General features: G+C 65.9%; 22 protein-coding genes. 5 read left to right on the top strand and 17 right to left on the bottom strand.

The window, feature by feature from the left end; genetic code table 11:
• Positions 1-76: 76 nt before the first annotated feature.
• From bioB to KW830_RS07820, 4 genes are all read right to left on the bottom strand, one after another.
• Positions 77-1084, bottom strand: coding sequence for a biotin synthase BioB (gene bioB / locus KW830_RS07835; protein ID WP_218333150.1), 1008 nt, complete (start codon positions 1082-1084; stop codon positions 77-79).
• 619 nt (positions 1085-1703) lie between these two features.
• Entirely contained in the window at positions 1704-2633 is a 930-nt protein-coding gene (locus tag KW830_RS07830; RefSeq protein WP_066539385.1) for a ScpA family protein, read from the bottom strand.
• 95 nt (positions 2634-2728) lie between these two features.
• Positions 2729-2935 (bottom strand): DUF3460 family protein, encoded by a 207-nt coding sequence (locus tag KW830_RS07825; RefSeq protein WP_066539383.1) that lies wholly within the window; start codon positions 2933-2935, stop codon positions 2729-2731.
• A 36-nt stretch (positions 2936-2971) separates the two neighbouring features.
• Positions 2972-3448 (bottom strand): hypothetical protein, encoded by a 477-nt coding sequence (locus KW830_RS07820; protein WP_218332749.1) that lies wholly within the window; start codon positions 3446-3448, stop codon positions 2972-2974.
• Between the two features lie 147 nt (positions 3449-3595).
• On the opposite strand from KW830_RS07820, the gene bamE reads away from it, so the two are divergent.
• The 3 genes from bamE to KW830_RS07805 all read left to right on the top strand — a co-directional run bounded on the left by bamE (position 3596) and on the right by KW830_RS07805 (position 6383).
• Positions 3596-4099 (top strand): outer membrane protein assembly factor BamE, encoded by a 504-nt coding sequence (gene bamE / locus KW830_RS07815; RefSeq protein WP_066539379.1) that lies wholly within the window; start codon positions 3596-3598, stop codon positions 4097-4099.
• A gap of 166 nt (positions 4100-4265) precedes the next feature.
• Positions 4266-4958, top strand: coding sequence for a YitT family protein (locus tag KW830_RS07810; protein ID WP_218332748.1), 693 nt, complete (start codon positions 4266-4268; stop codon positions 4956-4958).
• A 342-nt stretch (positions 4959-5300) separates the two neighbouring features.
• On the top strand, positions 5301-6383 hold the full coding sequence (locus KW830_RS07805) for a sensor domain-containing diguanylate cyclase (RefSeq protein ID WP_218332747.1): 1083 nt from the start codon (positions 5301-5303) through the stop codon (positions 6381-6383).
• A gap of 104 nt (positions 6384-6487) precedes the next feature.
• On the opposite strand, the gene soxZ is transcribed toward KW830_RS07805, so the two are convergent.
• The 13 genes from soxZ to KW830_RS07740 all read right to left on the bottom strand — a co-directional run bounded on the left by soxZ (position 6488) and on the right by KW830_RS07740 (position 20469).
• The gene (gene soxZ, locus KW830_RS07800; protein WP_066539375.1) at positions 6488-6823 is read right to left on the bottom strand and encodes a thiosulfate oxidation carrier complex protein SoxZ; all 336 of its coding nucleotides are present in this window, start codon (positions 6821-6823) and stop codon (positions 6488-6490) included.
• Positions 6824-6837: 14 nt separating this feature from the next.
• A complete protein-coding gene (locus KW830_RS07795; RefSeq protein ID WP_066539373.1) occupies positions 6838-7332 on the bottom strand; it encodes a thiosulfate oxidation carrier protein SoxY in 495 nt (164 codons plus the stop codon).
• A 67-nt stretch (positions 7333-7399) separates the two neighbouring features.
• Positions 7400-8740, bottom strand: coding sequence for an FAD-dependent oxidoreductase (locus KW830_RS07790; RefSeq protein WP_066539371.1), 1341 nt, complete (start codon positions 8738-8740; stop codon positions 7400-7402).
• 367 nt (positions 8741-9107) lie between these two features.
• A complete protein-coding gene (locus KW830_RS07785) occupies positions 9108-10166 on the bottom strand; it encodes a YeeE/YedE thiosulfate transporter family protein (RefSeq protein ID WP_066539369.1) in 1059 nt (352 codons plus the stop codon).
• 3 nt (positions 10167-10169) lie between these two features.
• On the bottom strand, positions 10170-11447 hold the full coding sequence (locus KW830_RS07780; RefSeq protein WP_218332746.1) for an NAD(P)/FAD-dependent oxidoreductase: 1278 nt from the start codon (positions 11445-11447) through the stop codon (positions 10170-10172).
• A complete protein-coding gene (locus KW830_RS07775; protein WP_083520531.1) occupies positions 11447-11803 on the bottom strand; it encodes a c-type cytochrome in 357 nt (118 codons plus the stop codon). Before KW830_RS07775 ends, KW830_RS07780 begins: the two co-directional genes overlap by 1 nt.
• Positions 11804-12167: 364 nt before the next feature.
• Positions 12168-12464 carry a hypothetical protein gene (locus KW830_RS07770; RefSeq protein ID WP_066539365.1) on the bottom strand — a complete coding sequence of 99 codons (297 nt, stop codon included), beginning with the start codon at positions 12462-12464 and terminating at the stop codon, positions 12168-12170.
• A gap of 13 nt (positions 12465-12477) precedes the next feature.
• Positions 12478-14547, bottom strand: coding sequence for a methionine--tRNA ligase (gene metG, locus KW830_RS07765; RefSeq protein WP_066539363.1), 2070 nt, complete (start codon positions 14545-14547; stop codon positions 12478-12480).
• 189 nt (positions 14548-14736) lie between these two features.
• Positions 14737-15294 carry a TlpA disulfide reductase family protein gene (locus KW830_RS07760; RefSeq protein WP_218332745.1) on the bottom strand — a complete coding sequence of 186 codons (558 nt, stop codon included), beginning with the start codon at positions 15292-15294 and terminating at the stop codon, positions 14737-14739.
• A 27-nt stretch (positions 15295-15321) separates the two neighbouring features.
• Positions 15322-16413 carry a transglutaminase-like domain-containing protein gene (locus KW830_RS07755; RefSeq protein ID WP_218332744.1) on the bottom strand — a complete coding sequence of 364 codons (1092 nt, stop codon included), beginning with the start codon at positions 16411-16413 and terminating at the stop codon, positions 15322-15324.
• A 264-nt stretch (positions 16414-16677) separates the two neighbouring features.
• Positions 16678-18471: a sensor domain-containing diguanylate cyclase gene (locus KW830_RS07750; RefSeq protein WP_083520530.1), complete on the bottom strand. Its 1794-nt coding sequence runs from the start codon at positions 18469-18471 to the stop codon at positions 16678-16680.
• Positions 18472-18545: 74 nt separating this feature from the next.
• Positions 18546-19817 (bottom strand): patatin-like phospholipase family protein, encoded by a 1272-nt coding sequence (locus tag KW830_RS07745; protein WP_218332743.1) that lies wholly within the window; start codon positions 19815-19817, stop codon positions 18546-18548.
• A 76-nt stretch (positions 19818-19893) separates the two neighbouring features.
• Positions 19894-20469 carry a restriction endonuclease gene (locus tag KW830_RS07740; protein ID WP_066539357.1) on the bottom strand — a complete coding sequence of 192 codons (576 nt, stop codon included), beginning with the start codon at positions 20467-20469 and terminating at the stop codon, positions 19894-19896.
• A gap of 146 nt (positions 20470-20615) precedes the next feature.
• Between KW830_RS07740 and apbC the strand changes: the two genes are divergently transcribed.
• Together apbC and KW830_RS07730 are read left to right on the top strand one after the other, a co-directional pair.
• Complete coding sequence (gene apbC / locus KW830_RS07735; RefSeq protein WP_066539356.1) at positions 20616-21707, top strand: iron-sulfur cluster carrier protein ApbC; 1092 nt, start codon at positions 20616-20618, stop codon at positions 21705-21707.
• Between the two features lie 171 nt (positions 21708-21878).
• Positions 21879-22850: a LysR substrate-binding domain-containing protein gene (locus KW830_RS07730; RefSeq protein WP_218332742.1), complete on the top strand. Its 972-nt coding sequence runs from the start codon at positions 21879-21881 to the stop codon at positions 22848-22850.
• Positions 22851-22989 lie beyond the last annotated feature (139 nt).

Here is a 22989-nt window from a genome sequence, read left to right as displayed (position 1 = left end):
CTGTGCCGTCCTACAGGGTGTGTGCCGCGGCGTTCACACGGGCCGGGCGCCGCGGCAGTCGATGGCGAGCAGGTCTTCAGGCGGCGGATGTCTGGGTTTGTAGGCCGTGCAGTCCCAGCTTGTGCAGCAGTTGGCGGTCGGCATCGGCATCGGGGTTGCCGGTGACCAGCAGCTTGTCGCCGTAGAAGATGGAATTGGCACCGGCCATGAAGCACAGGGTCTGCACCGCCTCGCCCAGTTGCTGGCGACCTGCCGACAGGCGCACGCGGGCCTGGGGCATGGTGATGCGGGCCACGGCAATCACGCGCACGAAATCCAGCGGATCGACGGGCTCGCTGTCGGCCAGCGGGGTGCCGGGCACGCGCACCAGGCTGTTGATGGGGACGGACTCGGGGTAGGGCTCCATGTTCGCCAGCTGGGCAATCAGCCCGGCGCGGTGAACCTCGGTTTCCCCCATGCCGATGATGCCGCCGCAGCACACGCTGATGCCGGCGTTGCGCACGGCGGCCAGGGTGTCCAGCCGGTCCTGGTATTGGCGGGTGCTGACAACGTCCTGGTAGTACTCGGGTGCAGTGTCCAGGTTGTGGTTGTAGTAGTCCAGCCCGGCGTCGTGCAGTGCCTTGGCCTGGTGTGGCTGCAGCATGCCCAGCGTGGCGCAGGTCTGCAGGCCCAGCCCCTTCACGGCGCTGATCAGCACGTTCATTTTTTCGATGTCGCGGTCCTTGGGCGCGCGCCAGGCGGCGCCCATGCAAAAGCGCGTGGCCCCGGCGTCCTGTGCGGCCTTGGCAGCGCGGGTGACTTCTTCCACGCTCATCAGCTTGTCGGCCTGCACGCCGGTGTCGAATTCGGCCGACTGCGGGCAGTAGCCGCAGTTTTCGGGGCAGCCCCCGGTCTTGACCGACAGCAGCGTGGCCAACTCGATCTCACCGGCCGGCCAGTGCTGGCGGTGCACGCTCTGGGCCTGGTGCAGCAGGTCCAGAAAAGGCAGGTCCAGCAGGGCCTGGATGGCGTCTACCGACCAGCGTTGGCCGGCCGTGTCGGCCGCCTGTGCAGTGGGCCGGGTGACGGGCTGGTGCCATTGCATGGCCTGTGTGGCAGGCGGGGAAACAGCGGCAGCAGGGGCGCGGGGGGCAGCGTGGCTGGCGCAGTCCGTGGAAGAGGTGGCGTGCGGCATGGCGAAAGCTCCGGGTCGAACAGGGAATGCCGGGCATTGTGGGCATGCTGCAGAGGGTGCAAATTGCGCCAGATGGCGCTGAGCGGTCCGCGTGGCGCTAGCGTGTCTTTTGGCGGGAGGTTGCGCGCGGTTGAAGGGGTGTTGCTGAAGATTGCATGCAAGGTGTCTGCATCTCCGCGCAAATGGTGGTCAATTTCCCCTCCGCTGCCCGTTGTGGCGCTGCCAAACCGACCGGATTGGACGGTGTTGCCGCTGTTTTCGCTGCGGAAATCGGTCTCCCGGTTGGTGGTTGCAAAAAGCGCCAGCGCTGTGACGGCCTTGGTGACCGGGTCTGGCGGCTTTGGGGAAGAAAAAAGCCGCTGCAATTCCGAGCGCAGGGCCCGGGTATGGCCTGCGCAGCAGGGTTTGGCGGTGGTGGTCGTGCACTGGCGTGCAGCGCCAGCGGGTGCTGCATGGCGGGCAGGTCCTCACCCCCGGCTGCGCGCAGCGCGACGGGGCCGAAAACAAGGGCCGGAACGTGGAGGGAGACTCAGTCCGTCGAGTACACGCCTTCGTCGGCGTCCAGCGGGGCCAGCACGGGCTCGACAGGGCGATAGGCCAGGCGCACATAGATGGGTGCGTAGGCCTCTGCCTGGGTGATTTCGATCAGGGTTTCCTTGCCCAGCTCCAGCAGCGCGATAAAGGTCACCACCAGCACGGTGCTGCCTTTTTCGGGCACGAAGATGTCCTCGAACGGTACAAAGCGGCGGCCCTGCAACTGCTTGAGGATCTGGCTCATGTACTCGCGCACCGACAGTTCTTCGCGGGTGATGCGGTGGGCCTGGACCAGCTTGGTGCGTTTGAGGATGTCCTGCCAGGCTGCCTGTAGCTCGGAGACCTCCACATCCGGAAAGCGCGGCTGCAGGCTTTGCTCGATGTAGACCTGGGCCTTCAGAAAGTCGCGGCCATACTGCGGAATCTGGCCCAGCTGGGCGGCAGCGAGCTTGATCTGCTCGTACTCCAGCAGACGGCGCACCAGTTCGGCACGCGGGTCTTCGGCTTCTTCCTCCCCCTCTTTCTTCTTGGGGGGCAGCAGCATGCGCGACTTGATCTCGATGAGCATGGCGGCCATCAAGAGGTATTCGGCCGCCAGTTCCAGGTTGCGCGTGCGGATTTCGTCCACATAGCGCAGGTACTGGGCGGTGACATCCACCATGGGGATGTCGAGGATGTTGAAGTTCTGCTTGCGGATCAGATACAGCAACAAGTCCAGCGGGCCTTCAAAGGCCTCGAGGAAGACCTCCAGCGCATCCGGCGGGATGTAGAGGTCATTGGGCAGGTTGAACAGCGGCTCCCCGTACAGGCGTGCCAACGCCACCTGGTCCACCACGTCGGGCAGGCCGTCGGGCGACAGGGGCGTGAGTGCGGACGACGCGGCCAGCGCGTCGTTGTCACCGGCCTGGGAGGCGCGCTGCTTCATGGGTGCTGCAATTCAGGGAGCCGCGGGTGCGCACGGGGTGGTGCACACGGCCCGCAGGACTGTGCAGGGTACACAGCCGGGCAGACCGCCTGGGATCAGCTGGCGTTGGTCTGGTAGACGTAGGGCTTCTGGGCCACCTGGGCCTGGGCGGTGTCTGCCGCCACTTCATAGTTCACGTTCTTGTCCCACAGCAGGGCGCGACCGGCCAGCTGCTGGGATTCCAGCGCGGGGTTCTGCTTCTTCAGCTCGTTCAGGAACTGGGTGGTTTCGGATTGGTAGTCGGGACGGCGGAAGATGGACATGTGGGTAAACCTCTCAGAAGCGGGGATTTTAGCGGTTCAGGGGCGGATCGCCTGGCGAGCGTCGTCCAGGCTGTCCTGGGCGAAGGCCTTGCACTTCTCGGAGGCCAGAGGGTGGTGCAGCAGCTGCTCCAGCACGGCGGCGTAATCGGCCGGGCGCACCGGATTGGGGCCGCAGGGCAGATCCAGCCCCTCGGCACGCACGGCGCGGTCCAGCCAGCCCATGACCTGCACGCTGGGCTGGCGCTGCAGCGAGGCCAGCAACGCCGGGGTGTAGGCGGTCAGCGGGTGTTCTTCAATCAAGCTGCCGAACGGGCCGGGGCCGCCGTAGTCCAGCGTGGGATAGGTTTCGATCAGCTGCAGGATCTGGGGCAGGAGTTGCTCTAGGGGCTGGACGGCCAGCTGTTCCATGTGGTCGTACACGGGGTCGATCACCAGCCATTTGTTGTCCTGCTGCAGTGCTTCAGCGGCACAGGCGTGAAAGTGGGCGAACAGATCGGGCAGGGAAGCAGACATGGGCGGGCGGATACTCAGTGAAAGAACGTCATCATGCCCTGTTCGCCGGGCGGAACTGCCAAGGTGCTGCGCGCAGCGGGCCTGCAAGCCCGCTAGACTGGCGGGACTGTATGGTTGCAGTGCAGCATGATGGACAGGACAAAGCCCATGAAATCTTTCTCGCGTATCGCAGGCATGCTGGCGGCCGTGGCGCTGGGCGCCGTGGGCCTGGTGGGCTGTGACCAGCACAAGATCGACAAGCTGGAAGAAGGCCTGTCCACCGAAGCCGATGTGCGTGCCGAATTCGGGGAGCCGGCCTATGTGTGGAACGAGTCTGACGGCTCGCGCACCTTTGAATACAACCGCCAGCCAGCCGGTCACCGCAACTACATGGTCACCATCGGTCCGGACGGCAAGATGAGCGCGCTGCGCCAGGTGCTGGCGCCGCACATGTTCGAAAAGATCCAGCCCGGCATGACGGACGAGCAGGTCCGCCGCATGCTGGGCATGCCGGCCAAGCGCATGCGGTTTGCACTGAAGCAGGAGACGGACTGGGACTGGCAGTGGATCGACCCGCCCAACCGCGAGATGGTGTTCACGGTGACTTTCAGCGACGAAGGCCGGGTGATCCGCAGCGCTTCGGTGCAAAAACGCGCGTCAGGCGAGCACTGACCGCGGTGTGGCCCCGGATGTGCGTGGTGATTGCACCACGGCAGTGAATGGGGTTGCTGCGTTGCAGCAAAATACGGGCTGAGCGACGTGCTTGCAGGCATCCATCTTGCAAGCGTTTTTTTGCCGGCGGCACAACTGCCGGTGCAACGTCGCAAAGGTCCATACCATGGCTCACACTGTCACTGCATCCACCTCCGCCCCCCTGGCGGCCGGCGTTTCTGCCGGCACCGCCTCCAGCCCCCTTGCAGCGGCTGAACCCCCTTCCGGCCTACGCCACGGCACTTTCGAAGATGCCCAGGCCCTGTTCACCGGCTCCCTGTTTGTGGGCATCACCATGATGATGTTCTCCCAGGCCGGGCTGCTGACGGGTAGCACGGCCGGTCTGGCCTTTGTGCTGCACTACGCCACCGGCTGGCCGTTTGGTGCGATTTACTTTGCCATCAATATCCCGTTTTACTGGTTTTCCTGGAAACATATCGGCCGGGTATTCACGATCAAGACATTTGTAAGTGTGGGCATACTTTCGTTGATTGTGGAGCTGGGACCCCGCTTCATCCACATCGATTATCTGCACCCGGTGTTTGCGGCCATCGCCGGCGGTCTGCTGATGGGCACCGGCATCCTGTTTCTGGCACGCCACCGCTCCAGCCTGGGCGGGGCCACCATTGCCTCGCTGTACCTGCAGGAACGCTATGGCATCCGCGCCGGCAAGGTGCAGATGGCCATCGACTGCACGGTGGTGATGCTGGCGCTGTGGGTGGTGCCGTGGGAGCGCGTGGCCTGGTCCGTGCTGGCGGCGGTGGTCATGGGCGTGTTTCTGGCGGTGAGCCACCGGCCAGGGCGCTATCGCGGCATCTAGGGCTGGGAGGTTTTTCCTCCGTCCATCGATAAAAGGCCTCGCAAGAGGCCTTTTTTTGTATCCCTGCAATCACATGGAATGCACTCGGGAATTGATAAATGAACTGTATTGCAATCTGAGTTTCTATAATTAAAAGCTAATAAATAATAAAAGCGTCAGCGGGTGCCAAGCGCCGGCGCGCTTGGCACATCAACCGCAGCCGCAGGCCACCGTGCCACAGGGAGGAGACAGGTCGAGCCCATGCTTGATCGGCCCTGCAGAAGGTTGCACACCTTCCGTGGATCACACCGTATGGCCGCAAGTCACACCGCTGTTGCCCCGCGCGCCCATTGGGCGGTGCGCATGAACTGGAAAAACCGCAGCACCTCGTTCGCCTTGCTGGGCCTGGCCCTGGGCAGCCAGGTGCAGGCCCAGCACGGTGCCGTCTGGCTGTGGGGGCTGCTGGTGCTGCAATTTCTGGTCTATCCCCACCTGCTGTATGTGCGCGGCCTGTATGCCGACCACCCGCGCAAGGCCGAAGTGCAGCACATGCTGGCCGATGCGCTGTGCTTTGGTGCCTGGGCGGCGGTGCTGGACTTTTCGCTGTGGGTGAGCTTCATCCTGTTCGTGGGGGCCAGTGTCAATCTGCTGGCGTTCCGCAGCTGGCTGGGCTGGCTGGAGGCCCTGGTGGCCATGGCGGTGGGGGTGTTGCTGGTCGGTTTGGTGCGCCCGCTGCACTTTGTGCCCGACAGCAGCATGCTGACCACGGTGCTGTGCATGGCCACGCTGATGGCGTTTCTGGCGGTGTTTGCTCAGAACAGCTACCGGCGTGCCACCGTGCTGCACCAGCAGCGCAGCCAGTTGCGCAACAAGCTGGAAGAGATCCGTGCACTCAAGGACCGCCTGACCGAGCAGGCCGAGCGCGACCCGCTGACCGGCCTGCTCAACCGCCGCATGCTGGAAGACAGCCTGCCGCGTCTGCTGGAGTCCTGCCGGTTGCGCCAGACCAGCCTGGCGCTGATGCTGCTGGACGTGGATTTCTTCAAGCAGACCAATGACCGCCACGGCCATGCGGCGGGCGACCAGTTGCTGCAGTCTCTTGCCCGCCACCTGCAGCATTCCTGCCGGTCGCAGGACATGGTGTTCCGCTACGGCGGAGATGAGTTCCTGGTGCTGTTTCCCGATACGCCGATCGAGGCCGCCTGGGAGCGTGCCCAGACGCTGCGCCAGGCATTTGCCGGCAGCCCGCGGCGGCTGGAGCGCCATACGGTGCATGCCACGTTGTCGTGCGGGCTGGCGGCGTTTCCCGTCCATGCCGGCCAGGCCAAGGCCTTGATGGAGCGTGCGGACGATGCGCTCTATCGGGCCAAGGCCCTGGGGCGCAACCGCGTGGCGGTGTATGCCGCATGCCAGCCGGATGCGCGCACAGCCTGCACCGTGCTATAAGCGCCGGGTCGCCGGCAACCGCGGACATGAAAAAGCCCCGCAGAGCGGGGCCGAGGCCGGGGGGAAAGGGGGGGGGTGCGCCTTGCATGGCGCATGCTGCGGCGTCAGGCCACGGTGATGGCTTTTTCGGCTTTCAGCGTCTGGCCGCCGTCATCCTTCCAGTGGAAGTGCAGCGTGCCGCTCTGGCGGGCCAGGAAGGTGAATTCGATGTAGGGGTTCTGGGCCACGGAGATGCCGGGCGTCCAGGCAAACAGCAGGGCATCGTCCAGCCGGGCTTCAAAGCGGTTGACGATGTTGCGCGGGCGCAGCTTGCCGGTGGCCGGGTCGGTGCGCAGGCCGCTTTCCATCACATGTTCGATCTGTGCGCGCACGCGCAGCACTTCGCCCTTTTTGGGGCTGGCATTGCTGACCCAGATGCGGGGGGGCTTGGAAGGGTTCATGGAGGCTCCTTGGCTCACATGCCGCAGCCGCTGGCGGCAACGGTGACGGCCTGCTTGGCCACCAGTACCTTGCCGCTTTTCATGCGGGCCAGGGCGTGGATGGTCTGCGTTTGCGACAGGCGCACGCGCACGGCGGCTTCGGCCGTGCCCGTCAGCGCGGTGAAGTGCAGGCGGCAGGTCAGCGGCGAGGGGTTGAGTTCGGCCAGCACGATGATTTCCTCGCACCAGTCCTGCTCGGTGATGGGGGCCGTGACTTTCACCTTGACCGGCACGGCGCTGGGGTTGTCGGCCAGGGCCGGCACGTCCAGCTGCAGGCCGTCGGCCACGGGCGTGGCACTGCCGGTGAACTGGTCCACCTGCTTCTTGAATTCGGCCGGATTCGGGGCCAGCGGGCCGACCAGCGGCGCCTTGGCGCCGGTCGCGCTGCTTTGCTGGGCCAGTGCGGCCACCGGCAGGGCCAGCGCTGCCGCGCCCAGTACCAGGCTTCTGCGGGAGGTGTGGTGAAGCATGAAGTCGATCTACCTTTTTTGCTATCGGTCGCTATGCAGAACCCGGGCGGCATCCCGCCCGGAGGGCTTACACGCCCAGGAAGTCGCTGAACTTGCTGTTGATCCAGGCAAAGTCTTCCTTGACCAGGTCGGGCGTGCGTACGTCCATGTCGATCTGGTGCTGGATCACATTGCCGCTGGCGGCGTCCACTTCGTACTCGAACTTGACCGAGATTTCCTCCTGCGGATCCCCGTTGACCATCATGTAGCACAGGTTGTCCGGCAGCAGCGGCGTGACTTCCTTGCCTGCCACGCGCTGGGCAATGTTCTTGGCCACGATCTTGCCGATGTAGTTGGCCACGTGGCCGCTCTTGGGGTAGTGGCCGAACTGGGGCGAGATGGCACCCATCAGGTCGCCCACAAAGTAGACGCGGTCGTCGGTCTTGGCATGGTAGAGGCGGTTGTGCATATCGGCCCAGCCGGTGGGCTTGCCGGTGGCCGGGTCCTTGCCGATCAGGTCGGCCTGCCAGACCATGTCGGCCGCCTGGTGCGGCGGCATCAGGATGGCATCGTCGAACTTGAATTCGCCGGCGGCGGTCTTGATCTTCTTGTTGAAGGGGTCGACCTCTTGCACACGCGCATTGGGCACGTGGGTGATGATGTCCGGATACAGCTCTTCGAAGGCCTGCTGGTAGCCCATGCTGATGGGGGCGATCTTGGGCTTGGGATCCAGGATCAGGATCTTGCCGGGGATCTTGTTCTTCTTGATGTGCCAGGCAATCAGGCAGGCGCGCTCGTAGGGCGAAGGCGGGCAGCGGTGCGGCGGCGGTGGCAGGGTCATCACCAGCGTGCCGCCCTTGAAGTTCTTGACCTTGCTCTTGAGCGACAGCATCTCCTGGTTGGGGATGTAGGCGTTGGGGAAGTGCGTGCGCGTGTATTCAATGGCGCGCTGGTCGTTGCCGAACCAGGCTTCGTAGTCGTTGCGGATACCGCCCGACAGGATCAGGAAGTCGTATTCGATCAGGCCATGGCTGGTGCGCACCAGCTTCTGGTCGCGCTCGAAGCCGGTCACCTCGGTCTGCAGCAGCGTGTAGCCGTACTTGTTGGCCGGGTGCAGCATGTCGCGGTTGACGAAATCGGTGTTCACGATGTCGATCAGCCACTTGTTGCTCATCGGGCCGGACCAGAAGGTCGCATTGCGCTCCAGCAGCACCACTTCGGATGTCGGCATCAGCTCGCGCAGGTAGCGCGCCGCCGTCATGCCGCCCCAGCCGCCGCCGCAGATCACGATGCGCGGGCCCTTGCCCTGGCGGGGCAGGATGCGCGACTGGGGTGTCAGGATGGCTGGTGCGGCCAGGGCCAGCGAAGGCGCTGCGATGGCGGCAGCCGCCATGACGGGCGGACGGGTCAGAAAGTGGCGACGTTGCATGTGGCGGGACCTTGCAAAAGAAAAAGAATGACGCAGACCAAAAGGCAGCGCAGCGGCCCGGCAGCCAGCCCGGTTCCAGGCGCCCCGGAGACACCGCCGCGCACCAGCGCAGCAGCAGCCAGGGGCCTGGCGGCGGCAGCCAGCGCCGATGCGATCAGCGAAGGCGTCAGCAGGGGGATGTGGTCGGTGGGCGCAGGGTGGAACACCCCGGCAAGGCTGGGCAGGCAGACGGTATCCGGGGATCCGTCACAGCCGTCACGCGGCACATACAGCACTGTCTGATGCGCGGATTCTAGGACAGCGACCGGACGGTACCGCACCGCTGTGGTGCGTATGCCGCAGTGGTGTGGCGTGAGAGTGTGCTCACTTATCGCAAAGTGACCGGAAGCAGGCGCAGTGCCAGCCAGGCGCCCAGCACAATCCCGACTGCGGCGGGCAGGCTGGCCACTGCCAGGGTGGACAGCCCGCTCAGGCCCTGACCGATGGAGCAGCCAGCCGCCAGCACCCCGCCCAGGCCCATCAAGGTGCCGCCCAGTGCCGACGCTGCCAGGCGTGGCGTGCTGTCAAAACCCTCCCACCGGGCGCTGCGGTCCAGCAGTGCGCCCGCTGCGGCGCCGGCCAGAATGCCGGCGGCCAGGGCCGGGCCCCAGCTGAAGTCGCGCCCCACGGCCAGCTGCAGGTAGAGCAGGCTTTCGGACACCGGCGCAATCAGGCTCAGCGAGGTGGTGGGTGTGGGCTCGAACGGGTCCACACCCACATGGCTGCTGATCCACCAGCCGGCGGCCACCAGAGCGCCGATGGCCCCAGCACCCAGCCATTGCACCGGGCTGCGGCGCAGAGCGGGGTTCCAGAATGCATAAACCAGCAGTGCTGCCGCGGGCAGGGCGGTGCACAGCGCCAGTGCCGTGGTGCTGTTCCCGCCCGCTGCGGACAGGACAGCAGGCAGGGTGCTGTGTTCCAGCGCCACCGCACCCAGGTTTTGCCACCACTGGCGCAGCGGTGCCAGCACGCCGGTGAACGTCGCCTGGGCCGCCAGGCCCAGAAACACCAGCGTGACCAGCGCGCGCAGATTGCCTCCTCCCAGCAGCACCAGGGCCCGCGCACCGCAGCTGCGTGCCAGCACCATGCCCACACCGAACAGCGCACCGCCCAGCAGCACGCCGGGCACCGAGAACTGCGTGCGCACGATGGGCGCCAGGCTCCAATCCAGCTGGCCGGCCCAGACCAAGGCCTGGGTGCCCAGCAACGCCACCGCCAGGGCCAGCGCAAAAGCCTGCAGCGCCGGCGCGCTGCCGCGTGCGGCATCGCCATCCAGCCCCTGCGCCTGGCGCAGGCCGCGCAGCAGGCAGAAACGGCTGAGCCGTGCGGCCAGACCGAAGGCGCAGCCCAGAGCGAATGCGGCAGCCAGCTGGGTGGAGGGCGGCATGGATCAGCGGTCCCAGATGTCGGTGCTGATGGCCTTGTACCAGGCCGAGCCGTAGTCGGCCTCGGCCTTGCGGAAGGCGGCATTGCCATCCAGCGGGCTCACGCCACCGGAGTTGGGCACTTCGATCAGCTTGCCTTCCTGGGCGCGGTAGACCCCTGCCACGGAGATGCCGTAGTCGTTGCCGATCAGGCTGTAGCAGGTGTTGGCGTACGAGGCGGCGGGCAATGGCTGGCCGGTCAGCTCGGCCGCAATGGCCGCAGCGGCCACCTTGCCCTGGGTGTTGGCGGCAAAGCCCGATTTGGGCATGGGGGCGGCGATGGTGGCATCGCCCAGCACATAGACGTTCGGCACCTTCGAGGATTCAAACGATTCGGCCTTGACGGGCACCCAGCCACTGGCGTCCGTCACGCCAGCGCGGTCGGCGATGAAGCCGGCTTTCTGGGGCGGGATGACGTTCAGCACATCGGCCTTGTGTTTGGTGCCGAAGGCGGTTTCCACTTCCAGGTTCTTGGCGTCCACGCGGGTGACCTTGCCGTCGTCGGACTGCTTGACCCACTCGATCATGTCGCCGTACAGCGCCTTCCAGCCCTGGATGAACAGCCCTTGCTTGGAGAAGGCGTCCTTGTCGTCCAGCAGCAGGATCTTGCTCTTCGGTTTGTGCTGCTTGAGGTAGTGGGCCACCATGGCGGCGCGCTCGTAGGGGCCGGGCGGGCAGCGGAAAGGGTTGGCGGGGATCACCATGACAAACTTGCCGCCATCGGGCATGGCTTCCAACTGCTTCTTCAGCAACTGGGTCTGCGGGCCCGCCTTCCAGGCATGGGGGGCCAGCTGCGAGGCAGCCTCGTCATAGCCTTCCAGCGCGTTCCAGCGCATGTCCACACCGGGCGAGAGCACCAGCTTGTCGTAAGAGAGTGCCTGGCCGTTGGACAGCAGCACCCGGCGGGTGTCGGTCAGCACATGGTCGGCACGGGCGTGGACCACGTGCACGCCGGCCTTGCGCAGCCCGTCATAGCTGTGGCCGATGCTCTCCCAGCTGCGCAGGCCGGCCAGGTACAGGTTGGAGAAGGGGCAGGTGTAAAAGCGTGCGGCAGGCTCCACCAGCGTGACACGCAACTGGGGGGCTAGCTGGCGCAGGTAGCGGGCGGCGGTGGCTCCACCAAAGCCGCCGCCGATCACCACCACATGGGCGGATGCGGCCTGGGCGCGGACGATAGACGGCAGGGCCAGGCTGGTGACGCCGGCTGCGGCACCGCCCAGCATTTGACGACGGTTGAATTGCATCACTTGCCCTCCTTGCTGAACCATGCGGCCAGCGCCTTGATTTGTTCGTCTTCGTAGCCCTTGGCCAGGCGGGTCATCACGGTGGCATCCTTGGCAGTGCCGGCCTTGAAGGCCTGCAGGCGTTGCAGCAGATGGGCCTCGCCCACACCGCGCAGCTGTGGAATGCCGCCCGTCGAACGGCCGTCGGGTCCGTGGCAGTTGGCGCAGGTGGCTGCCAGCACCGCCACATCCTGGGCGCGCAGGGGGGCGGGTGCGTCGGTGGCGGCCTGGGCGTGGAATGCCGTCGTCAGGGCAAGCACGGGCCAGAGCGCCAGGACAGCACGGGGGGCTCGGGAAGAGCGAAATGCAAGAGGCATGGGGTCTCCTGAAGAGTCTGTGGGGCAAGGCCATCGCAGGCATCCGCATCCTAGGGAAAAGCCTGGCTGCTTGGACGTCCTGGCGACAGGGGGACGCGGTGGCACCCAGGGTGCAGGCTCTCGCGGCCTTGTCGCCCGCCGCAAGCAAAGCGGTGGGTGGGCGGATTCTAGGAACAGACGCAGCGGCACAGCGGCCAATAACGGAGCACTGTTACAGGAAGTTATTGGTTATTTATTTATGCCGCTGCAATGTGCTTGGCCGTGCCGGCGCTGGTGCGTACAGGCAGTGAATGGCATGGCGTCCGCTGCAGCATGGGGCGGCGCAGCACGCTGTTTGTCTGTGGAGCGCTGGTGCGCTGTGGAATCACTGTTGTGGGGCCGATGCCACCGGTGCCACTGCGTCACGGTAGTGCACGTTCACGCCGGAGGTGTCGGGCGGGTCGTCGTCCATCAGCGCATCGGCGGCCTTGCCCACGCCTTTGCCGACGATCTTGGCCGTGCCGATCGCGGCGTCGGCCGCCAGACCCACGGCACCGGCCGTCACGCTGATGGCCGTGCCCGCCACGGCGATCACGGTACAGCCGGACAGTGGCAGCAGCGCACAGAAAAAAGCCCCGGCGGCCAGGGAGCGCAGGGGCTGGGTGATGGGCGGAAAGCGCATCAGGGTCTGGGCATCAGCCGATGCGCATGCCCGGCTGGGCGCCCGGGAAGGGCTCCAGCACATAGATGCCGGGCTCGGCCTTCTCGTCCGCGTGGCTGGCGGCCAGCACCATGCCTTCGCTGATGCCGAACTTCATCTTGCGCGGTGCCAGATTGGCCACCAGCACCGTCAGCTTGCCTTCCAGCTGTTCCGGGCGGTACATGCTGGCGATGCCGCTGAACACATTGCGCATCTTGCCTTCGCCGGCGTCCAGCGTCAGCTGCAGCAGCTTGGTCGAACCTTCCACGGCCTTGCATTCGACGATCTTGGCAATGCGCAGGTCGATCTTGGCAAAGTCATCGATGGTGATGGTGGGCGCAATTTCTTCGCCACCGGGCTTCACCGCTTCCACCACGGGAGCTGCGGGTGGCTCGAACAGGGCGTCGAGCTGCTCTACCACCACGCGCTGCATCAGGTGTTCGTACTTGCCGATGCCATGGCCGGCCCCCAGCAAGGTGGCAGCATCGGCAAACTGCAGCGGCTGCACGTTCAGGAAGGCTTCGACCTGCGTGGCCACGGCGGGCAGCATGGGCTTGAGGTAAATCGTCAGCAGGCGGAAGGCTTCGATGCAGGTGGTGCAGACATCCTGCAGGCGGGCGTCCATGCCTTCCTGCTTGGCCAGTTCCCAGGGCTTGTTGGCATCCACGTAGCTGTTGACCTTGTCGCACAGCAGCATGATTTCACGGGCCGCACGGGCCGTGTCGCGGCCCTCGTAGGCGGCCACGATGGCGTCCTTCTGCTCGCGCAGCGCTGCCAGCAGGGTCTGACCGTCTTCGCTGACCGCACCCAGCTTGCCTTCAAAGCGCTTGCTGATGAAGCCGGCAGCGCGCGAAGCGATGTTGACGTATTTGCCGATCAAATCAGAGTTGACCCGCAGCATGAAGTCTTCGGGGTTGAAGTCGATGTCTTCGTTGCGGCCGTTGAGCTTGGCACCCAGGTAGTAGCGCAGCCACTCGGGATTCATCTTGAGGGACAGGTACTTCAGCGGATCCAGTCCGGTGCCGCGGCTCTTGCTCATCTTCTCGCCGTTGTTGACGGTCATGAAGCCGTGCACGCAGATCCGGGTCGGCGTCTTGCGGCCGCTGAACTTCAGCATCGCAGGCCAGAACAGTGTGTGGAAAGTGATGATGTCCTTGCCGATGAAGTGGTACTGCTCCAGGTCGGGATCGGCCATGTAGGCGTCGTAGTCCTCGCCGCGGCGGTTCAGCAGTTCCTTGAGCGACGCCAGATAGCCCACGGGCGCGTCCAGCCACACATAGAAGTACTTGCCCGGTGCATCGGGGATCTCGATGCCGAAGTAGGGCGCGTCGCGGCTGATGTCCCAGTCATCCAGGCCTTCGCTGGTCGAGCCATCGGGGTTGGTGCGCACACCGAACCATTCCTTGATCTTGGCCGCCACTTCGGGCTGCACATGCTTGCCGTCCTGCGTCCACTCGGTCAGGAACTCGACGGCGCGCGGGTCGGACAGCTTGAAGAAGAAGTGCTCCGAGGTCTTGAGCACGGGCGTGGCGCCTGACAGGGCCGAGAACGGGTTGATCAGGTCGGTGGGTGCGTAGACCGAGCTGCAGACTTCGCAGTTGTCGCCGTACTGGTCCTTGGCGTGGCAGCGCGGGCATTCGCCCTTGATGAAACGGTCGGGCAGGAACATGTTCTTCTCGGGGTCGAAGAACTGTTCGATGGTGCGGGTTTCGATGAAGCCGGCCTGCTTCAGGTCCAGGTAGATCTGCTTGGACAGCGCGTGGTTTTCCGGGCTGTCGGTGTTGCTCCAGTTGTCGAAGGCGATGTGAAAGCCGTCGAGGTAGGGCTTGCGGCCGGCGGCGATGTCGGCCACGAACTGCTGGGGCGTCTTGCCGGCTTTCTCGGCGGCAATCATGATGGGAGCGCCGTGGGCGTCATCGGCACCCACGAAGTTGACCGCATTGCCCTGCATTCGCTGCGCACGCACCCAGGTGTCGGCCTGGATGTACTCCATGATGTGGCCGATGTGGAAGTTGCCGTTGGCGTACGGCAGGGCGGTGGTGACGAATAACTTTCGTTGAGACATAGGGTTGCGGAACTTTCTGATCGCTGAGGGGCGCACGGCAGGAGGCCGGGCACCGGTTCTGGTCACGTGGACGGCTGTTGCCAGCCGTCTGCGCCCCGCGGCGCACCAGAAGCGGCCAATTCTAGGCGTTTGTGGCGCGGGCCGGTCGCACGGGGATTCTGGTGTGGGGGTGCGGCAGGCGCCGGGGGCTCAGCCCTGCAGCACCGTCTGCAGTGCGGCTTGCACGTCCGCGCCCAGCCAGTCGATTTCGCCCATGTGCCAGAAGCGCGCTCGGCCCTGGGCATCGATCACAAAACTGGTCGGCAGGGCCATGCCGCCCCAGGCAGGCAACTGGGTCTGGCTGCGGTCGAGCAGCACATCGCCGTGGAAAGGCACGGTCTGCAGAAATTGCAGCACGCGTGCCGGCATTTCGCCGTGGTTGACGGCCAGCACGCGCAGGCCCTGGGCCTGGTGGCGGACCAGCAACTGGTTGAACTGGGGCATTTCCAGGCGGCAAGGCGCGCAGTAGGTGGCCCAGAAATTGAGAATCAGGGGGGCGCCCGCGAAGTCCGGCAGGCTGCGGCTGTGCCCGTCCAGCGCCAGGGCTTTCAGGGCCGGCGTGGCCTGGCGGGCAGGCCAGGGCGCCAGCCGACCCACAACCTGGGCAGGCGGCGACGCAGCGGCTTCACGGGCCAGGGCATGGCCGCCCCAGGTACCCCCCAAGGCACCGGCCAGCAGTTGCAGGCAGCGGCGGCGGTTGGGGGGCATGGAGTGCACCGTGTCAGCAAGGGCCGGTCAGGCCAGCTTCTTGGAGGTGATGCGGTAGGCGAAGTGCGTGGGGTCCAGGCTGTCCAGGCGGCCCTGGGCGGTTTCGCCGTGGGGGTACATGAAGAAGCCCACGGTCTTGTCCGCACCGGGCAGGCGCACATCAGCGGCCGTGTTGTAGGCCATCCAGTTGCCTTCCCAGCCGCCGAACAGCATGGCGCGGGCAGCGCGCACCTTGGGGGCGTCCTTGGGCAGGCCGCCGGGTTGCTCTTCCAGCGCGACCTTGGCGACGTCGGCGGGATCGACAGGCACCCAGCCGTAGCCGTCGGCGTAGAACTCGGCGCGGCAGTGCTGCGCCTTGGAGATGTCGCCGCTCTTGCCAAGGCTCTTGAAGCCGTGCACGGAATCGTCCACGCGCACGCCGTACACGTCGCGGGCTGGCACGCCGCTGGCGCGCGAGAGGGCCGTGAACAGGCCGTTCAGGTCGGCGCACTTGCCGGACAGATTGCCGCTGGTCAGCGTGTAACGCACATCGCCCGTACCGCAACCGGCCACGGATCCGTTGCGTGTGCAGTTGGCCACCATCCAGTCATAAATGGCGCGGGCCTTGCCCACGGCATCCTGGGGCTTGCCTGCTTCGGCCTGGATCTTGTCGGCGGTTTCCTTGACGATGCCGTCCAGCGGTGCCAGCGAAGTGGGCTGCAGGTAGGGCCGCAGCTGCGCGGCCGACAGCTTGCGGGCGGTGCCGGCATTGCCCAGGTCGGTGGCGCGGTCCAGCACGGCGATGCGGCTGGTCACTTCCACGGTGTGGGCGGCACTGGCATCTGCCCATTGCACGGCGATCATGCGGGCATCGGTGCCGGGGACGCGGTACAACTCGGCCTTGGTGGCACCGGGGGCGTTGAAGGACACGTCCACCGTGCGCTGGTAGCCCGGCAGTTCGGCCGCGGGCACAGGGATCCACACCTTGGACTGGGCGGTCTTCTCGCTCAGGTCGACGGTGGTGGTGATCTCGAAATTGCGCCATCCGGCGGTCGTGCCGGAGACGGCGGCGAAGACGGAGCCAAAGCTGCCGGCCGATGCAGCAATGGTGGAGAGTTGGATAAATTGGCGGCGTTGCATGTGAAGGTCCCTCACAAGTGGTGGTGATCGAAACACTTGCACATCCCGCCTGGCTGAATGGGGCGTCGCAGCACGACCGCCTCCAGGGCGCAAGGTTGCTCGGTCGCCGGAGGGCAATGGTGCAAGCGGGCTTCATGTCCCGGCAGCATCCATCGTTCCACACTGCAGGACCTGCAAGAGTGGCGTGATCGTAGCACCGGGTTGCCGACTGTGGCGGGGCCCTCCGGGATCACCCTTGCAGGAATGAGACCGTCCGGTGTGCGCCTAGCGCGCAGGGGTGCTGCGCCGGGCCTTGTCCTGGTACATCTGCTGGTCGGCCTGGCGTAGCAGGGTCTGCACATCCTGGCCGTCCGCCGGGTACAGCGCAATGCCCACCGAGGCACCCAGGTGGACGGTTTCTCCGGCAGGAATGCCTTCCAGGGTGGTCAAGGGGGCGCTGAGCGTGGCGACCAGCTTGTCCGCCAGGGCGCGCGCCATCTCCGGTGTCTCCACGCCGCGCAGCACCACTACGAACTCATCGCCGCCCAAGCGGGCCACATGGTCCGCTGCACGCACCTGCTGGCGCAGGCGCTGCGCCACTTCGGCAAGTGCGCGGTCGCCGTTGTCATGGCCCCAGCGGTCGTTCAATGCCTTGAACAGGTTCAGGTCCATGAACAGCAAGGCGAAAGGCTGGGCCGATGCGGCATCGCCTGCCGTCAGCGCGGCCAGCACATGCTGCAGGGCGCTGCGGTTGGACACGCCGGTGAGGCGGTCGGTGAACAGTTCCTGACGCATGCCCTGGAAAGTGCGTGCCAGATCACCCAGTTCATCGGTACGGCGCGAATCGATGGGGGTGTCGATGGCCCCTTGGCCCATGCTGCGCACGGCCTCCGAGAGCTGGTGCACCTCGTCGGCCACCTTACCGAACACGCGCATGCCCATGATCAGGGCGCAGGCCAGTGCCAAGACCCCCGCGATGGTCACCATCTCCACCAGGTTGGACACATCGGCCAGCATGGCGGTGCGGGGCACGGCCACCACGGCCACCCAGTTCATGCCGGCACCGTCCAGCACGCGGCGGTACGCCACCAGCAGGTTGTTGCCCTGGCTGTCCTGCATGTGCATGGTCTTGCCGGCCACGGAGGATTCATCGTCGCGGGCCGGCACGTTGAACAGATGGCGAATTTCCTTGTACACGCCCTCCATCAGCGGATCGTCCACGCTGTGCACGGAAATGCGCTCCATCTCCCCGTTTTCCTTCTGGCGCACATTGGCCATGCCCGAGGCCGCCACCAGATCGCCGCTGGGTTCGATGATGAAGGCGCGTCCCTGCACGCTGTTGCCCAGTTCATTGACAAAGCGGTTCAGGGCCAGCAGCGACACATCGGTGGCCACGACGCCCTGGAATTCGCCGCGGGTGTCCAGCACACGGCGTGCGCGCGTCACGACCAGATCGTGCGCGCTGAAGTCGATGTAGACCGAGGTCCAGGTGTGACTGGGGGACGCCTGGGCTTGCTGGAACCAGGGCCGTGTGCGGGGATCGAACAGCCCTTTTTCCGTGAAAAGGAATTGCTCTTCGCCATCGATCTGTTCCAGCCGGAAATAGCGCCGGTGGGCCGTCGATTCGGTTTTGATCCGTAGCTCGGCCGCATGGTCGTGCAAACGCTTCAGGCCTGCGCCTTGCCCACGCAGATTGCCGTAGTACACATAGTCATTGGTGCTGGGGTGCAGCGTGGTGGCGGCCCACAGGCGGGTGCGCAGATCGCTCCACCCGTCTTCGATGCGGTCCGGCGCAGGCATGCCGGTGGGGAAGACGGCCTCCAGCACCGCACCGGAGCCGCTGACATGGTGTACCACCGACTGGCCGATGCGGTTCACCATCTCCTGCAGCATGCGCTCCGTCAGTGATGACACGGTGCGGGCACCGGCCCAGTAGGTGATGCCGCCGATGGTCGCGGTCAGCAGCACGATCAGGCCCACATAGGGCAGCAACAGGCTCAGCTTGAGCGTGTTGTTCCAGGACTTGGTGGAGACCGGCGCAGCAGCAGCGGGAGGGGCAGGGGCGGGGGAGTCGGGCATGGCAAGGAAAGGCGGGGCGGGCCGACGACGCAGCCACCGCCGGAAAACATCGCATTGTGATGACAAAAGCCTGGTTACAGCGGTAAGCCTCGGTGCCGGGCCAGGTTGTGGTGCAGCGGAACTGCAACACCCCGATCGTGCCAGCCGAAAAACCGCACCACGTCTTCCCGCTTGGCCAGCGTGTCGGCGCGGCCCAGTGTCATCAGTGCGTGGATGTAGGGGGGGGTGAACATCAGGTAGCTGGCCAGGGCTGTGCTCTGGGCTTCGGGGTGCTGGCTGTCCACCCCCAGCACGCGCAGGAGGTTGCGCATGCCCTGAGGCAAGGCAGGGAGGTGGGCGGCCGCCAGTCTGTCCAGCCGGTCGCTGGGGTTGATGACCAGCAGTTCCAGCGGCCGCAGGTTGCTGCGGGCACGTTCGGCTGGGGGGATCAGCGACAGCGTCTGGTTGATACGCAGGGCGCGCTCCACGTCCAGTGGCAGGGTGTCCAGAAAGATGCTGGACAGCGCATGGCCGGCCATCTGTGCCAGGCTGGGGTAGTTGGCCGGCGGGAGCGGCGCCATGGACGGCTGTTCCCACATGCGGCCTGCACCCACCACCAGCACGCGCTGGGCCCCCAGATGGATCACCGGGGACAGTGGCGCGGTGTGGCGCATGGCGCCATCGCCAAAGTATTCCTGCGGGGCATGGTGCGGCAGCGGTGTGGCGGGGAACACGAACGGAATGGCAGACGAGGCCAGCAGGTGCTCGTGGGTCAGCGTGGTGCGGCGCGAACTGCGCTGGGAGCGCTTCCAGGGTTCCAGCTCGACCCGGGTGTCAAAGAACGTCACATGCTCGCCCGTGGTGTAGCTGGATGCGGTGACGGCCAGCGCGTGCAGGTAGCCATGGTCCAGCAGGCTGGGGATGCGATGCATGGGCAGCAGCTGTTGCAGGCGCTGGCGCAGCGGGCTATTGTCCAGCAGGGAGCGGGGGCGCATGCGGCGGCGGCTGGGCATGGCCCAGCCCAGCGCCAGCATGCCCAGCCAGTGCATGCCGGTGCGCAGCAGGCTGGGGTGGTCGGCCCGGTAGACGCTGCCTACATCCAGGGCGCGCCAGTGGCTTGCCAGGCGCTGCACGGCCAGATCGAAGTGGTCGGCCCCGCAGGCCAGGGCCGTGGCGTTGATGGAGCCTGCCGAGGTGCCGGCCAGTACGCCGAAGGGGTTGGGCGTGTGGTGGGCGTAGCAGGCACGGCGCAGATCGGAAATGGCTTCCAGCACGCCGACCTGGTAGGCCGCACGCGCACCGCCACCCGACAGCAGCAAGGCCGTTGTCGGCAGCGCGTACTTCGGTGAAGGAGGAATGGCAGGCATGGCCTGCACAGTATGGCGCCGGGGAGGGGGGGATGACAGTGCGGGCATCCCCCAGCGGTTGGTGCCGGCGGGGCCGTCAGGCCGAAGGGGAGGATTTGGCCTTGGCCAGCAGACCGGCCAGATCGCTGTCCTGCAACACGACGATGTTCTGGTCGCGGGCAAAGGCGCGGGCGTTGTCGTGCAGCGGCTGCAGGGCAATGTAGACCGCGTCCTGCAGGCCTTCGGCGCTGCGGGCGTTGTCCAGCAGCTTCAGCGGCTCCACGCCGTGGTGGGCGGCCTTCCAGCGCTTGGCGCAGACCAGTGCGGTCTTGCCCTGGCGCTCCAGGCGGAAGTCGGCAGCCGGGCTGCCGATGCGCTGCACGGTATAGCCCTCGGCCTTCCAGGCCGCTTCCAGCGTGGCGGAGAACTGGCTCCAGTTCTGGGCTGCGGCCAGGTCCAGCATGGCCTGCACGCGCGCCGGGCTGGGGGCATTCAGCTGCCGCACCAGGGCCACGATGCCCACGGCGAAGAACGGTGTGGCACCCAGTGCGCCCACCAGCTTGTAGTCCGGCGGCAGCAGGGCCAGGGCCAGCAGCACGATGGCCCCGGTGATGGCAAAGCTGATCCACCAGCGCGAGCGCAGCAGGATGGCGAACAGGGAGTTGGGGGCCATTTGGAACTTCACGGAGGGGACCTTTGTCGTCGGGGAATGCGCGAACGGAAGCCGGAGATTCTCCCGCATGCGCAGGGGGTGCTGTGCTTCGATAGACTAATCGACCCATACGTACAACAAACGTTCCCCTTCGAACCTCCAGAAGAATGTCACTCACCGAATCCAGCCTGCTGGCGGCGCTGACCAGCGTCCAGGACCCCCATACCGGCAAAGACTTTGTCAGCACCCGTGCCGTGCGCAATGTGCAGATCAGCGGTGGGGATGTCGCATTTGATGTGGAACTGGGCTACCCCGCCCAGAGCCTGGTGCCCGAGCTGCGCCGCGCCTTCATCGCGGCCGCCAAGACGGTGGCGGGTGTGGACAATGTCTCGGTCAACATTTCCACCAAGATCCAGTCGCACTCGGTGCAGCGCGGTGTGCAGCTGCTGCCGGGCGTGAAGAACATCATCGCCGTGGCGTCGGGCAAGGGCGGCGTGGGCAAGAGCACCACTTCGGCCAATCTGGCGCTGGCGCTGGCCGCCGAAGGCGCACGCGTCGGGGTGCTGGATGCCGACATCTACGGGCCCAGCCAGACCATGATGCTGGGCGTGTCCGGCAAGCCGGAGAGCTCGGACGGCAAGACCATGGAGCCCAAGATCAACCATGGCGTGCAGGTGATGTCCATCGGTCTGCTGGTGGACAACGACCAGGCCATGATCTGGCGCGGCCCCATGGCGGTGCAGGCGCTGGAGCAGATGCTGCGCCAGACCAACTGGAAAGACCTGGACTATCTGATCATCGACCTGCCGCCTGGCACCGGTGACATCCAGCTGACCCTGAGCCAGCGCGTGCCGATGACCGGTGCCGTGGTGGTGACCACGCCGCAGGACATTGCCCTGCTGGACGCCAAGAAGGGCATCCAGATGTTCGAGAAGGTGGGCGTGCCCATTCTGGGCGTGGTCGAGAACATGGCCATGCATGTCTGCAGCAACTGCGGCCATGTGGAGCACATCTTCGGCAACGGTGGCGGCGCCCGGATGGCGGCCGACTACCACATCGACTTCCTGGGCTCGCTGCCCCTGTCCATGCAGATCCGTGAGCAGGCGGACAGCGGCACGCCCACGGTGGTTGCCTCGCCGGACAGCGAAGCCGCCCAGATCTACAAGAAGCTGGCACGCGATGTGGCGGTGAAGGTGGCACAGAAGGCCAAGGACTTCTCGGCCAAGTTCCCCACCATCACGGTGAGCCAGAACACCTGATCGGTACAGGGCAGGCGCCAGGCGGTGCCAGGCTCCGACCGGCGCTGGGAGACATCCCGCGCCGGTTTTTTTGTGCCCGCAGCCCGGACGGAACCGGAGAGGCTGGCGGTAAGCTTGGCGCTGAAACCGGGGCATGGTGGCTGCCGGTGCAGTCCCCACCTTCCGCATGCCATGACTACTGATTCCCCGCGCCCCTTGCCCGCCACGCCCGCCGTTTCGTCGGTGGGTGTGGGGCGGGGCATTCCCAGTCTCACGGCCTTGCGCTGCCTGGACGCCAGTGCCCGCCTGGGCTCTTTCACCCGCGCGGCCCAGGAGGTGCATCTGACGCAGGGTGCCGTCAGCCACCAGATACTGAAACTGGAGGAGGACCTGGGTGTGCCCCTGTTCGAGCGCAAGCGCAGCGGTCTGGTGCTGACACCTTGCGGAAGGGCGTACTGGAATGATGTGCTGCTGGCGCTGCAGCAGCTGGAACGGGCCACGCAGAGCATCCGCATGCAGGGGGAGCAAGGCGGCATGCTGAACCTGAGCACGGCTTCCAGCTTTGGCACCTACTGGTTGCTGCCGCGCCTGGGCGGCTTTCTGGCCCGGCACCCGGAGGTGACCTTGAACATCTCCATGCACATCGGGGAGGTCGATTTCTCCAGCATGCGCCACGATGCGGCGGTGGAATTCAGTCCTGGCGCCACGCCGGAGCTGTGTGCCCACAAAGTAGCCGATGTGGTGGTGCACCCCTATGGCGCGCCCTTGCTGCTGGCAGAGCATGCCGGCCAGCCATTGGCGCAGCTGCTGCAGAACGTGCCCTTGATCCACCAGAATACCCTGATGGAAGCCTGGCCCGGCTGGCTGGAGGCGGCGGGACTGGCGCAGCAGGTGCAGCTGGAGCACTGCGCGCGGGGCTCGCGCTACGACCTGCTGTCCATGGCGCTCAACGGGGCGATTGCTGGCCTGGGGGTGGCCTTGCTGCCCGGCTACATTGCCGATGCGGCACTGCAGACCGGACAGCTGCAGCGGCTGTCCGAGGTCTCATGGACCTCCTCCAAAGCCTACTACCTGCGCTTTCCCCGCTGGAAAAGCGGCCAGCCCGCGCTGCGCAAATTCTGTGAATGGCTGGACAGCATCCGCCCGCCTATGGCCATTCCCTGAGCTGGGGAGGAGCCCGCGCCGGGTATGCATTGATTTGGTGCATCCACTGCTGCAGTGCACAGGCTGCGGATCCGGCCGTGGGCCACGCTGGGGCAGGGTTTTTACCGGATGTGGCGCGTCGCGCACCAGACAGGGTTGC

The sequence above is a fragment of the Comamonas sp. CMM03 genome (genome assembly GCF_019218715.1).
GTDB classification, from domain to species: domain Bacteria; phylum Pseudomonadota; class Gammaproteobacteria; order Burkholderiales; family Burkholderiaceae_C; genus Comamonas; species Comamonas terrigena.
This window is presented reverse-complemented; position numbering and strand designations above follow the sequence as displayed.